Consider the following 13,210-nt stretch of genomic DNA (forward strand, 5'->3'; position numbering starts at 1 on the left):
AAGGAGGCGTTCCGGTGGAAGGGGGCGTGACCATGCGTGTGCGACGGGTGCGGGCCGGCCTGAAGGGCTGGGGCGGGGTGGGGGCCATGGCGGCCCTGTGCGCTCTCGCGCTGGCCTGCGTCATGCTGCTGCCGTGGACGACCCGGTCGCCCGGCGACGGAAGCGCCGGCCGGGCCGGGCAGGGCGTCGCCGCGGGCGCCCAGGCGGCCGACGCCGACTGCACCGACCCGGAGAAGCGGACGCCGACGCCGTCGAGCGCGGACGGTCCGACGATCGCCGCCATCAAGGCCCGGCAGGGCGAGAAGCGCAAGCTGATCGTCGGCGTCGACCAGAACAGCTACCGCTGGGGCTACCGCGACCCCAACAACACGGGCGCGGAACTGGAGGGCTTCGACATCGACCTGGTCCACCGGATCGCCCAGGACATCCTCGGCGACCCGAACGCGGTCCAGTTCAAGGCCATCCCGACCAATCAGCGCATCCCGGCCATCCAGGAGGGCCGGGTCGACATGGTCGTGCGCACCATGACGATCTCCTGTACCCGCCTCGACGACGTCGCGTTCTCCGCGCCCTACTTCAAGACGGGACAGCAGGTCCTCGCGCCCAAGTCCTCGACGATCAAGGGCTACGACGACACGCTCGCGCGGCAGAAGGTCTGCACCGCGACCGGCTCGACGGCCAACGCCCAGCTGGTCGACGACAAGAAGGCCGGCCGGATCCCCGCCAGCGTCGTGATCGCCGCCCCCGTTCCCAACCAGCTCGACTGCCTGGTGCGGTTGCAGCTCGGCGAGGTCGACGCGGTGGTCACCGACGGCGCGCTCGCGGCCAGTCAGGCCGCCCAGGACCCCACGGTCGAACTGAAGGGCGCTCCGTTCACGACCGAGTACTACGGCGTGGCCATGGAGAAGAAGGCCACCGATCTGGTACGCCGGGTCAACCAGATCCTGGTGGAGTACCGCGCGAACGGCTGGCAGGCGTCGTACGACACGTGGCTGTCGGCGACACTGGGCAGTGACGCGACGAAGTCGAGGCCGCCCGCCCCGCAGTACCTGAGCACGAGCTGACGGACCGGCGGGCAGGACGGCGGGACGGGCGCAGGGCGGCAGGGCAGGCGGCGGACAGAACCGAGAGACCGACACAGCAGCGAGAGGTGATCGATGGGCGTCACGGGACCCCCCGGGCCGGTGATGGACCGGGACGAGGTCGACCGTGCGCTGGCGCGGCTCGGCGCGGAGCACGAGGCGATCGAGACCTCCCTCCTCGCCCTCCAGGACCACGCGGGCCGCCGACTCCTCGAAGGCGCCGAACTCACCGGCGTCACCCAGGAGCGCTGGGCGTCCGCGGAGGCGTCGATCACGCTGCTGTGGACCTACTTCGACGCGTACACGGACGCGCTGCGCGGCGCCCGCGACATCCGCTCGCGCCGCCGCTGGTCCAGCCGTGAGGACCTGGCGGAGCTGACGGAGCTGCTGCGCGGCGAGTCGGTCACGGTGGCGGGCTCCGCCGCCGGCACCGCGGCCGCCGCCGCCGAGGCGCCCACGCTGCACGGCGCGGGCAGGCTCAGCCACAGCTTCTCGCTCACCACCCTCGTCGACCGGATGAACGAGCTGTACGCGTCCTCGCTCGACGTGGTCGTGACCGCCGACGCGGTGTGGTCGGCGCTGCCCGCCCGGATAGATTTACTGGCCGCCGAGCTCCAGCGCACCCGCCGTCTCGCCCACTCCGTCGGCGTCCGCCCGGGCGAGCACCCGGCGGGCGACGACCTGGAGCGCATCACCCGCACCCTGACCTCGCTGCGCGAGCAGGTGGTGTCGGACCCGCTGGCCTTCTGGGTCCGCGCGCAGGGCAGTTCGGCGCCCGGCGGCGGCCGTCCGGACACCACGGTGTACGACCGTGAGGCGCGCGCCCTGGAGGACGTGCGCCGGGAGATCGACGCCGTGCTGACGGTCCGCCAGGACGCCGAGCAGCGGCTGGTGAAGCTGCGGGACATCCTCAGCCGGGCCGACCGGACGCTCGCCGAGGCGCGCACCGCGCGCGGCGAGGTGCTCGCGAAGATCGCCGCGACCGAGGTGCCGGTGGTCAGCGGTCCGCCGACCGCCCTCCAGGAGCAGCTCGCGACGGCCGCCGAGTACCGCAGGCACGCCCAGTGGCACCGCCTGTCCCCGCTCCTGGAGTCCCTGGAGCAGAAGGCCGAGGACGAACTGCTGCGGGCCCGCGAGTCGTTGACCGCGGTCACCCAGCCGCTGGCGGTCCGCGCGGAGCTGCGCGGCCGTCTCGACGCGTACAAGGCCAAGGTCGCCCGGCACGGGCTAGCCGAGGACCCGTTCCTCATCGAGCGCTACGACGCGGCGCGCCGCATGCTCTGGAGCGCGCCCTGTGATCTGCGCGTCGCCGGACAGGCCGTCCTGCGCTATCAGCAGGCGGCCGCCGAACTGCTCACGGCGCCGCGCGTGCCGGAGCAGGGCGGACCTCAGGACCGTAGGGGGGAGCAGTAGCCATGAGTCAGGCAGGGCAGGCGTGTCAGCGGCCGGGCTGCGAGGGGTCGTACGAGGACGTGGGCGGCGGCGAGCTGTACTGCGACACCTGCGGTCTGGCGCCGGTCGTCTCGGCCGGGGGCACCGGCTCCGGGGGAGGCCTGGTGGTCTCCCCGCCGACCGGGGTGACCGGGGGCGGCAAGGGCTCGGCGGGCAGCTCCGGTTCGCGCTCCAGCGGGCGCAGCGCGCGCAGTACGCGGACGTCGTCGCAGTCGTCGAAGTCGCGCCGCTCGGTGTCCGGGCGGCTGTCCCGGTCGCTCTCGGGCAGCTCGACGGGCCGTTCGGTGTCCGTGCGCAGCTCCGGCTCGACCGCGGGCTCCTCCGGGCGGGCCCGGCTCGGCGCCGGCCTGGTCACGGTGCCGCAGGTGCCGAGACCCGACCCGCGCGGGATGGTGCAGGAGAACCCCGAGGTACCCGAGCGCAAGCGGTTCTGCTCGCGCTCCGACTGCGGCGCGCCGGTGGGGCGTTCGCGCGGCGAGCGGGAGGGCCGCACGGAGGGCTTCTGCACCAAGTGCGGCCATCCGTACTCCTTCGTGCCGAAGCTGAAGGCCGGCGACGTCGTGCACGGCCAGTACGAGGTCGTGGGCTGTCTGGCGCACGGCGGGCTCGGCTGGGTCTACCTGGCGGTCGACCGCGCGGTCTCCGACCGGTGGGTGGTGCTCAAGGGCCTCCTGGACACCGGTGACCAGGACGCGATGGCCGCGGCGATCTCCGAGCGGCGCTTCCTCGCCGAGATCGAGCACGCCAACATCGTGCGGATCTACAACTTCGTCGAACACCTCGACCAGCGGACCGGTTCGCTCGACGGCTACATCGTCATGGAGTACGTCGGCGGCAAGTCCCTCAAGGAGATCGCCAACGACCGCCGCACCCCGCAGGGCAAGCGGGACCCGCTCCCGGTGGAGCAGGCGTGCGCGTACGGCATCGAGGCGCTCGAGGCGCTCGGCCATCTGCACAGCCGCAACCTGCTGTACTGCGACTTCAAGGTCGACAACGCGATCCAGACCGAGGACCAGCTCAAGCTGATCGACATGGGCGCGGTCCGTCGCATGGACGACGACGAGTCGGCCATCTACGGCACGGTCGGCTACCAGGGTCCGGAGGTCGCCGAGGTCGGGCCGTCGGTCGCGTCCGACCTGTACACGGTGGGCCGTACGCTCGCCGTCCTGACCTTCGACTTCCAGGGCTACACGACGGTCTTCGTCGACTCGCTGCCCGATCCCGACAACATCGAGGTCTTCCGCCAGTACGAGTCGTTCTACCGGCTGCTGGTCCGCGCCACCGACCCCGACCCGGCCCGCAGGTTCGCCTCCGCGCAGGAGATGGCCGAGCAGCTGACGGGTGTGCTGCGCGAGGTCGTCTCGCTGCAGAGCGGCCGGGCCCGGCCCGCGCTGTCGACCCTGTTCGGGCCCGAGGTCAAGGTCACGGACACCGAGCTGTTCCCGAAGCCGACCGGCGAGGTGTCACGGCTGGGGGCGCGGGTCGCCGTCAAGTCGTCGCGCCTGTTCGGCGGTTCGGGCGCCGCTCCGGCCCTCACCCGCGGTTCCGCGGCATCCGGCGGCACCGCGCCCGCCCTGCCGAGCCCCGCTCCCGCCTTCGCCGGCGCGGCCCCCGCGCTGTCCGGCCCCGCTCCCGCCTTCGCCGGCGGATCCGGGCCGCCGGGCGCCGGGGGTGTCGCGCCGCTCGTCGCCGGAGGCGCCGGCAGCACGGTGGCCCCGGGCCCTGTCGCCGCCGGCCTCGTGAGGACCGTCCCCGCGCCCGCCGCCGCGCTCGCGCTGCCCGTCCCGCACGTCGACGCCACGGACCCCAACGCCGGTTTCCTCGCGGGCCTGCTGGCGTCCGCGCCCGGCGAGCTGATCACGGCTCTCGCGGCCGCGCCGGCGCCGTCGGTCGAGACCCGGCTGCGGCAGATCCGCGCCTGGCTGGAGAACGGCGACCACCAGGCCGCCCTCTCGTCCCTGCACAAACTCGAGGGCGAACGGCCCGACGACTGGCGGGTGGTCTGGTACCGGGGCGTGACCTCGCTGGTCACCGGCGACCACGAGGGCGCCGCGCTCGCCTTCGACGCGATCTACGACGCCTTCCCGGGCGAACCCTCGCCCAAGCTGGCGCTCGGCCTGTGCGCGGAGGTGCTGGGGCAGCTGGACAACGCCGCCGAGTACTACCGCCTGGTGTGGTCGACCGACCCGAGCTACGTGAGTTCCGCGTTCGGCCTGGCCCGTGTGCAGCTCGCGGCCGGGGACCGCCGAAGTGCCGTGCGGACGCTGGAATCGGTGCCGGAGTCCTCCATCCACTACACGGCGGCCCGGGTGGCGGCCGTGCGGGCCCGGCTCCGGGAGCGGACCGCCCTCGCCTCCGACGTACCCTTCCTGGAGGACCTCACCGCCGCCGCGGCCCAGGTCGAGGCGCTGGACGCGTACGGTCTGGATCCGACGCGGCGCGAGCAGTTGTCCACGGAAGTCCTCGGCTGCGCCCTCGACTGGATACTCTCCGGTGGCCAGGGCGCGGGCTCGGCCGCCCGGGTGCTGCTCGGCAGCGAACTGGACGAGCGGGGGCTGCGCTTCGGCCTGGAGCGCTCGTACCGCACGCTGGCCCGGCTGGCGACCGGCGGCGAGGAAAGGATCGACCTGGTGGAACGTGCCAATCGTTACCGCCCCCGGACGTGGGTGTAGTTGATGTCCCAGATGCCCCGGCAGGCCGCCCTGCCGACGTGTCCGAGCTGCGCGGAGCCGCTCGACGCGGGTGACCGTTTCTGCGGTGCGTGCGGATACGACCTGTCCGCCGTGCCGCCGCGTCCGGAGGACCATCCGACGCTCACGATGAACGGCTCGGCCCAGCCGGCTCCCGCGCCGGCCGCGGCCGGGCCCGCGGGCCCGACGGTGAGCGGTACGGCCGTGCCGGGTGCCGGAAGGAGCGGCGTCGCCCCGAACGGCGCCGGTGTGAGCGGTGCAGGTGTGAGCGGTGCCGGTTCCGGCGATGCCGGTTTCCACGGTGTCGCCGCCGCGGCACCGCCGCCCCGGTCGGCCCAGGGTGCACCGGTGCCGCCGCATGCGGGCGCACCGGTGCCGCCGGGTTCCGCGGCACCGGCACCTGCACCGCACGCGCCCGCCGCCCCGCAGCCGCCCGGTCCCGGAGCGCCGCAGCCGCCGGCTCCCGGCGCGCCGCCCCCCTCGGGTCCCGCCGCCTCCCCCGCTGCCGGGGATCCCGGGGGCGCCCCGGGCGCCGGTGTGTCCGGGGTCCGGTTCGACCGGCCCTCGGAGCCCGACGAGTACGCCCTCCAGGCGCCGGATCCCCGGGTGGCCGCCGAGGCCGCCGTGGTGGCCGAGACCGCCAAGGTGTGCGTGGCCTGCCGGGCGGGCCGGGTCGACGACGACGGGTACTGCGAGAACTGCGGCCACGCCCAGCCGCGCGAACGCGACCACATGGAGCTGGAGTCGGGCCCCCTGGCCGCCGTCAGCGACCGCGGTCTGCGCCACCACCGCAACGAGGACGCCTTCGGCCTCGGCCGCACCGCCCTGCCCGACGGCTCGCCCGCGCTGGTGGCGATCGTCTGCGACGGCGTGTCCTCCGCGACCCGCCCCGACGACGCCTCCCTCGCCGCGTCCCGGACGGCCACCGAGTCACTGCTGGCCGCCCTCCCGCAGGGCGTTCACCCGCAGCAGGCCATGCACGAGGCGATCGTCGCCGCCTCGCACGCGGTCGACGCGCTGGCCGACGAGCCCGCCACGGCCCGTGAACAGGCCCCGCACCAGAACGCTCCGGCCTGCACCCTCGTCGGGTCGGTCGTCACACCGGGGCTGCTCGTCGTCGGCTGGGTCGGCGACAGCCGCGCCTACTGGGTCCCGGCCGACCGCAGTTCACCCCCGGCCCGGCTCACCGAGGACGACTCGTGGGCCGCGCAGATGGTCGCCGCGGGCCTGATGAGCGAGGCCGAGGCCTACGCCGACGAGCGCGCCCACGCGATCACCGGCTGGCTCGGCGCCGACGCCTACGAACTGGAGCCGCACACCGCCTCCTTCAAGCCGGACCGGCCCGGTGTCGTGGTGGTGTGCACGGACGGCCTGTGGAACTACGCCGAGGCGGCCGAGGAGATGGCCGAGGTCCTCCCGCCGGACGCCTGCGCCCGGCCGCTGCACAGCGCGCGCGTCCTGGTCGGCCACGCCCTGGACGGCGGGGGCCACGACAACGTAACAGTGGCCGTCGTGCCGTTCCCCGCCCCCGCGCAGGGGGCAGGATCGGCCTGAGGAGGCCGCACAACAGGAAGAAACCGGAGAACACCGGAGAACACGGGAAGCACGGGGAAGCACGGAAGCACGGGGAAGCACTTGTACGGACCGGTGGGGACCGGTCCGTGTTCAGACATCGCCCCGCGAACGTGGGGTTTCCGAGGGGGATTTGAGTAGGCATGGCCAATTTCTCGAAGTCGAACGTGCCGCAGTTCTCGGTGGACGTCTATCAGAACGAGTACCTGCCGGAGGGCGGCCGCGAGGTCAACGCGATCGTCACGGTGACCGCGACCGGCGGCGGCACGGTGGGCAGCGCCGCGGCCGCGCCGCACCTGTACTCGCCGAGCCAGGGCCCGTCCGCCGCCGTGGCGATCATGGTGGACTGTTCCGGCTCGATGGACTACCCGCCGACCAAGATGCGCAACGCCCGCGACGCCACCGCCGCGGCCATCGACACCCTGTGCGACGGCGTGCACTTCTCGGTGATCGGCGGCACCCACGTCGCCAAGGAGGTCTACCCGGGCGGGGGCCGGCTCGCGGTCGCCGACGCGACCACCCGCGAGCAGGCCAAGCAGGCGCTGCGCCGGCTGAGCGCGGGCGGCGGCACGGCGATCGGCACCTGGCTGCGGCTGGCCGACCGGCTGCTGTCGACGGCCGACGTCGCCATCCGGCACGGCATCCTGCTCACCGACGGCCGCAACGAGCACGAGTCGCCCCAGGAGCTCAGAGCCGCCCTCGACGACTGCGCCGGACGTTTCACCTGTGACGCCCGCGGCGTGGGCACCGACTGGGAAGTGAAAGAAGTCACAGGGATCGCCTCCGCCCTGCTCGGCACCGCCGACATCGTCGCCGATCCGGCCGGTCTCGCCGCCGACTTCACGCAGATGATGGAGACGGCGATGGGCAAGGAGGTCGCGGACGTCTCGCTGCGGCTGTGGACCCCGGTCGGCACCGCCATCAAGTTCGTCAAGCAGGTCGCGCCGACGGTCGAGGAACTGACCGGACGCCGCACCGAGGCGGGCCCCCGCGCGGGCGACTACCCCACCGGGTCCTGGGGCGACGAGTCCCGCGACTACCACGTGTGCGTCGAGGTCCCGGCCGCGAACATCGGCCAGGAGATGCTCGCCGCCCGGGTCTCCCTGGTGATCCCGCAGCCCGGGGGCGCCCCCGGCGCGAGCGGAGCCGTGAGCGGGGGAGGAACGGTCCAGAACCTCGGCGCGCAGGGTCTCGTCCGGGCCGTGTGGACCGACGACATGTCCGCCTCCACCTCGATCAACCCTCAGGTCGCGCACTACACCGGCCAGGCCGAACTGGCCCAGGTCATCCAACAAGGGCTGGACCTTCGCAAAGCGGGCGATATGGATGGAGCAACGGCCAAACTGGGCCGGGCCGTTCAGCTCGCGAGCGCCTCGGGGAACGGTGATACTGCGAAACTGCTTGCGAAGGTGGTGGACGTGGTCGATGCCACGACAGGTACTGTGCGACTGAAGGCGAAGGTCACGGACGCCGACGAGATGACGCTCGAGACCCGGTCCACAAAGACTGTTCGTGTAAAGAAGTGACCTGAACGCGCTTTTTGGGACACCGAAGGAGAGAGGGGGACGCGCCGACATGCCGACCTGCCCGAACGGACACCAGTCGGGTTCCGACGACTGGTGCGAGGTCTGCGGTCACCGCATGGCCGGTGCCGTACCTCCCCCTCCCCCGCCGCCCGGCGGCGGCTACGGCTTCCCGCCGCCCCCGCCCGGCCAGGGCGCCGGTCCCGGCGGACGGCACCCGTCCGCCGTGCCGGACCACGAGCCCGAGCTCTGCCCGCAGTGCCGCACGCCCCGTGAGGGCGGCGCGCCGTTCTGCGAGGAGTGCCGGTGGAACTTCCTGACCAACACGGCCACCTCGTACACCCCGGCCGCCCCGCGCCCCCCGGCGCCGGGCCCCGGCGCGGGTCCGGGCGGCCCGGGGGGTCCCGGCGGTCCTGGTGGCCCCGGCGGGCGTTTCCAGCCGCCGCCCCCCTCCTACGGGGGCAGCGACGCGTTCGACTACCAGAGCTCCCGTCCGTCCCAGGTGAACCGCCCCGCCGAGCCGATCCCGCCGTTCGGCGGCGAACCGTCGGGTCCCGGCGGTCAGGGCAGGCCCGGCGGACAGGGCGGTCCGGGCGGTCCTGCCGGTGGTCCGCCTCCGGGCGCCTTCGGACGGGATCCCTCCGGCCAGGGCGGCGACCCCTTCGGGCGCGAGCCGTCCGGCCCCGGCGGCCGTCCCCCCGGCGATCCCTTCCGGCGCGACCCGGCGGGTCCGCCCGCGGACCCCTACCGACGTGAGCAGACCGGACAGGCCTCCGACCCCTTCGGCCGCGAACCCGGCGGTCCGGGCGGTCCCGGCGGTGCCCCCTTCGGGCGCGAGCCGTCCGGTCCCGGCGGCCGTCCCCCGGGTCAGCCCGGCCCCGGCGGCCCGTCCGCCTTCGGCGCCGACCCCTCGCGACCGGTTCCGCCGCCGCCCGGGCCCACGCCCACGGCTGGTCCCGGCATACCGGGCCAGGGCGGCTTCGGCGGCAACCAGAACGACCCCAGGAACCAGGGCGACCCCAGGAACCAGGGCGGCCCCGGGGCTCCGCAGGCCTTCCAGCAGCCCGGTCCGACGGCTCCGCCCGGCTACCCGCAGGAGACGGGCCGTCCCCAGGGTCAGCCCGGCGGCGGGCCCTTCGGCGGCGCCGACGACGACTGGGTGATCTCCCCGCCGTCGAACACCGGCGGCCCCGGCCAGGGCGCACCCGGTGGCCCCGGCGGTCCCGGCGGCCCGGGCCAGGCTCAGGGCGGTGGCTACGGCTACCCGCAGCCCGGCGCCACCCAGGCCCCGCCCCCGCCCAACCCCGGCTACCAGCAGCAGCCCGCCACCTGGTCGGTGACCATCGGCCCGGACCGCGCGTACTTCATGGCGATGATGCACCGCTCGGGCCCGGAGGCCGCGGGGCTCAACCTGCCCGCGTACTCGCCCGAGCAGCAGCGCACGCTCACCGGCAACCAGTTCACCATCGGCCGTCGGCGCCACTCCACCGGCGAGACCCCCGACCTGGACCTGTCGGTGCCGCCGGAGGACCCGGGCGTCTCGCACCAGCACGCGGTGCTGGTGCAGCAGCCCGACGGCAGCTGGGCGGTCGTCGACCAGAACTCGACGAACGGCACCACGGTCAACGGCTCGGAAGAACCGATCCAGCCGTTCGTCCCGGTGCCGCTCCAGGACGGCGACCAGGTGCACGTCGGCGCCTGGACGACGCTCACGATCCGCCGCGGCTAGACCTCGACGAGACCCTGGCCCGACGAACCCGGCAGGGGCCACGCGTAAGGCCCCTCCGGTTCGTCGAGCCACGCCCACGCGTGCTCGGCGCCGACCGTGATGCCGTACCGCTCCCGCCCCGGCATGCCCTCGCGCTCCCACAGGGCGGCGGCCTCCTGCGGGTCGAGGGTGCCCCGGGTCAGCGCCAGCAGAAAGCGGAACAGGTCGCTCTCCCTGGCCCGGTGCGGCACCCCGGCGAGTGCCGCCTGTTCCGGCTCGGGCCGGTCCGACCCGCGCAGCGGCACGAAGTAGGCCGGGGTCTCCAGGAAACGTCCCTCGGCGTGTCCGGCGTCCCGCACGGTCAGCGCGATCAGCCCGGTGGCCAGCGGCGCCAGGATCAGGGCTCCGGGAGCGCACTGGGCGAGCCAGGCGCGCGGGATCGACGCCAGCGTGCAGGTCGCGACGATCCGGTCGAAGGGGGCGCGTTCCGGCACCCCGCGCGCCCCGTCGCCGGTGACGACCGTCGGCCGGTACCCGGCCTCCTCGAGATGCCTGCGGGCGGACTCGGTGATCTCCGGATCCAGGTCGACGGTGGTGACGTTCCCGTCGCCCAGCCGGTACGACAGCAGCGCCGCGTTGTACCCGGTGCCCGCGCCGATCTCCAGCACCCGGTCGCCGTCCTCGACCCGCAGCTCGGCCAGCATCAGCGCCATCAGCGAGGGCTGGCTGCTGGAGGAGATCAGCACGCCGTCGCGCAGCCTGGTGGCCAGCGGGACGTCCTCGTACGCGCCCCGCACCCAGCGCTCCCGGGTCCGCGGGTCGGGGCTCCCGCCCCAGCGCCGTTCGTAGCCGCCGGGCCCGCCGACGTAGTAGTACGGCACGAAGAGGTGGCGCGGGACCGCAGCGAAGGCCGCCGCCCAGCGCGGATCCGCGCCGAAGGCCCCGCTCGCCTCGATCTCGCGCAGCAGCGCGGCCCGCGCCGATGCGGCCAAGCCTGTCAGCTCTTTGTCGAGTGCGTCCGCGCTCATGACTCCACTGTGCGGTGCGCGGCCCCGGGAAGCGAGCCGCTGGGAGGGGCCGAACGGGGGCGGTCCTAAGCCTCGAGTCCTCCGTCTCCCGGTCTGAGACCATGGGAGGCGTGAAAGAGATTCGGCGCGGCACGCTTCAGGAGCAGACCTTCTACGAGCAGGTCGGTGGGGAGGAGACCTTCCGCCGGCTGGTCCACCGTTTCTACGAGGGAGTCGCCGAGGACCCGATCCTGCGGCCCATGTACCCGGAGGAGGACCTGGGTCCGGCCGAGGAGCGTTTCGCGCTGTTCCTCATGCAGTACTGGGGCGGCCCCACGACCTACAGCGAGCACCGCGGCCACCCGCGTCTGCGCATGCGGCACGCCCCGTTCGTCGTGGACCGGGCGGCGCACGACGCCTGGCTGAAGCACATGCGGGTCGCGGTCGACGAGCTCGGCCTGTCCGAGGAACACGAGCACACCCTGTGGAACTACCTGACGTACGCGGCGGCGTCGATGGTGAACACCCCGGAGTAGTCACGGCGGAGGGCGGACGACGGCAGGCGGCGGCAGGCGGCTCTCAGGGACGGGCCCCGGGAAGCGGGGAACCGATGCCCACCGGCCGAGGCCGGACGGCGGCCGGCAGGAGCCCCGACGAAGGCGAGCCGTTGCGTCCGGGTACGAGCCGGAGGCATCCCGGGTACGAGCTGGAGGCATCCGGTACGAGCTGGGGCGTCCGAGGGCACGGCGGGGCTGAGGACATGGACAGCCGCGGGCACGGCGGGGCGTGAGGGCCCCGGCCCTCAGGGGCATGGCGGGGTCCGAGGACATGGACCGTCAGGGGCACAACGGGGCCCGACCCCGAGGGGCACGGCGGGGCCGTGAGGGCCTCCACCTCAGGGGCACGGCGGGCGGGAGGACGCGGACCGTCGGCGGCCTGACGGAGGCACACGCGGAGCACACCGGGGGCCAGGCGGGTGCGGAGCGGGAACGTGCCGGTATCCGGCGGGGGTCCGGAGCGCGGGTGCGCCGGGAACCGCCCGACGCGGGCGGGACGCGACCCGGCGTCGGGGCGGACGGACGAGCGTCAGCGCACGCTGACGTCGAGCATCCCCAGCCGCCCGGCCCGCCGTACGGCGATCGACCCGTACGGGGTGCGCAGCCGCAGCCACGCGCCGAAGGAGACCAGTTTCAGCTCCTCCGAACCCGTCGAGGGCCGCAGGAATCCGAGCGACTGCGCCGCGTGCACGGCGCGCACGGGAAGTCCGGTGTCCCCGACCGTACGGGACCAGATCTCCCGGCCGATCCGGTCGAGTTCGGCCCGCGTCCGCAGCTCGGCCGACAACTCCTCGGTGCGGGAACGGAATTCGGCGACGGCCGCGCCGACCATCGCGCGCAGCGCGTCCGCGGCGGGCAGCCCCGCCTCCGGCCGCCAGCCACCGCGCGGCGGCAGCACACCGGCCCACGGCGGGCCGGTCACGGCCGCGGGCACGCCGGCCGTCGCGGCGCTCTCGTCGACGGACTCCAGCAACTCCCCCGCCGACACGGTCACGTCCAGCGTGACGTCGAGGCCGTTCTCGTACGGCTTGGCCAGCCGCACCGCGCGGATCGCGAGCACCTCGAAGGAGGGCGGCCGGCCGAAGACGGCCAGCGCGGTGCCGGCCGCCTGGAGCCGCACGGCCGCTCCACGGTCGTAGTGGAGCAGCCGGGAGAGGAAGGCCGCGACGTCCGCCGCCTCCCCCTCGTCGGCGAGGTGGAGCACCGTCATGCGGCGACGGCCTCCTCGTCGTCGTCCCGGTACTCGGCGAGGAACTCACGCTCCTCGGCGGTGAGCCGGCGCGGCCGCTGCGCCTCGAAGTCGAACGGCACGATCACCGTGGAGGCGGTGACATAGACCTGGTCACCGTCCTTCACCTCGTAGGCGATGGTGAAGGAAGCGGCCCTGATCTGAGTGATCCACAGTTCGATGTCGACCGGGGAGTGCCGGTGGACGAGCTGCCGCTTGTAGTCGATCTCGTGGCGCGCCACCACGGACCCCTGCTTGAAGTCCTTCTCCGGGCGGAACAGGAAGTCGATACGGGCTTCCTCCAGATAGCGGAGGAAGACCACGTTGTTGACGTGGCCGTACGCGTCCATGTCCGCCCAGCGCAGTGGGCAGCGGTAGATGTGCCGCAAGA

The 13,210-nt window shown here is 74.1% G+C and carries 10 protein-coding genes; 7 read left to right on the plus strand and 3 right to left on the minus strand.

The genetic code is table 11. The annotated features are described in order from the left end of the window. Positions 1-32: 32 nt before the first annotated feature. The 6 genes from J2X68_RS03055 (at position 33) to J2X68_RS03080 (ending at position 10,048) form a co-directional block, all read left to right on the plus strand. Positions 33-1,064, plus strand: coding sequence for a glutamate ABC transporter substrate-binding protein (locus J2X68_RS03055; protein ID WP_310430910.1), 1,032 nt, complete (start codon positions 33-35; stop codon positions 1,062-1,064). Between the two features lie 93 nt (positions 1,065-1,157). After that, the gene (locus J2X68_RS03060; RefSeq protein ID WP_310430818.1) at positions 1,158-2,495 is read left to right on the plus strand and encodes a hypothetical protein; all 1,338 of its coding nucleotides are present in this window, start codon (positions 1,158-1,160) and stop codon (positions 2,493-2,495) included. A 2-nt stretch (positions 2,496-2,497) separates the two neighbouring features. After that, positions 2,498-5,206, plus strand: coding sequence for a tetratricopeptide repeat protein (locus tag J2X68_RS03065; protein ID WP_310430819.1), 2,709 nt, complete (start codon positions 2,498-2,500; stop codon positions 5,204-5,206). 3 nt (positions 5,207-5,209) lie between these two features. Next, positions 5,210-6,778 (plus strand): protein phosphatase 2C domain-containing protein, encoded by a 1,569-nt coding sequence (locus J2X68_RS03070; RefSeq protein ID WP_310430820.1) that lies wholly within the window; start codon positions 5,210-5,212, stop codon positions 6,776-6,778. A 161-nt stretch (positions 6,779-6,939) separates the two neighbouring features. Continuing rightward, positions 6,940-8,322 carry a VWA domain-containing protein gene (locus tag J2X68_RS03075; protein ID WP_310430821.1) on the plus strand — a complete coding sequence of 461 codons (1,383 nt, stop codon included), beginning with the start codon at positions 6,940-6,942 and terminating at the stop codon, positions 8,320-8,322. Between the two features lie 49 nt (positions 8,323-8,371). Beyond that, positions 8,372-10,048, plus strand: coding sequence for an FHA domain-containing protein (locus J2X68_RS03080; protein ID WP_310430822.1), 1,677 nt, complete (start codon positions 8,372-8,374; stop codon positions 10,046-10,048). On the opposite strand, the gene J2X68_RS03085 is transcribed toward J2X68_RS03080, so the two are convergent. Continuing rightward, on the minus strand, positions 10,045-11,055 hold the full coding sequence (locus J2X68_RS03085) for a methyltransferase domain-containing protein (RefSeq protein WP_310430823.1): 1,011 nt from the start codon (positions 11,053-11,055) through the stop codon (positions 10,045-10,047). The two genes, J2X68_RS03080 and J2X68_RS03085, sit on opposite strands and share 4 nt — an antisense overlap. A gap of 101 nt (positions 11,056-11,156) precedes the next feature. On the opposite strand from J2X68_RS03085, the gene J2X68_RS03090 reads away from it, so the two are divergent. Next, positions 11,157-11,570: a globin gene (locus J2X68_RS03090; RefSeq protein WP_057600162.1), complete on the plus strand. Its 414-nt coding sequence runs from the start codon at positions 11,157-11,159 to the stop codon at positions 11,568-11,570. A 550-nt stretch (positions 11,571-12,120) separates the two neighbouring features. On the opposite strand, the gene J2X68_RS03095 is transcribed toward J2X68_RS03090, so the two are convergent. Together J2X68_RS03095 and J2X68_RS03100 are read right to left on the minus strand one after the other, a co-directional pair. Continuing rightward, on the minus strand, positions 12,121-12,801 hold the full coding sequence (locus J2X68_RS03095; protein WP_310430824.1) for a hypothetical protein: 681 nt from the start codon (positions 12,799-12,801) through the stop codon (positions 12,121-12,123). After that, the gene (locus tag J2X68_RS03100; protein WP_310430825.1) at positions 12,798-13,208 is read right to left on the minus strand and encodes a thioesterase family protein; all 411 of its coding nucleotides are present in this window, start codon (positions 13,206-13,208) and stop codon (positions 12,798-12,800) included. Before J2X68_RS03100 ends, J2X68_RS03095 begins: the two co-directional genes overlap by 4 nt. Positions 13,209-13,210: the final 2 nt, after the last annotated feature.

Origin of the sequence: Streptomyces sp. 3330 (assembly GCF_031456635.1) — a bacterium.
GTDB lineage: Bacteria > Actinomycetota > Actinomycetes > Streptomycetales > Streptomycetaceae > Streptomyces.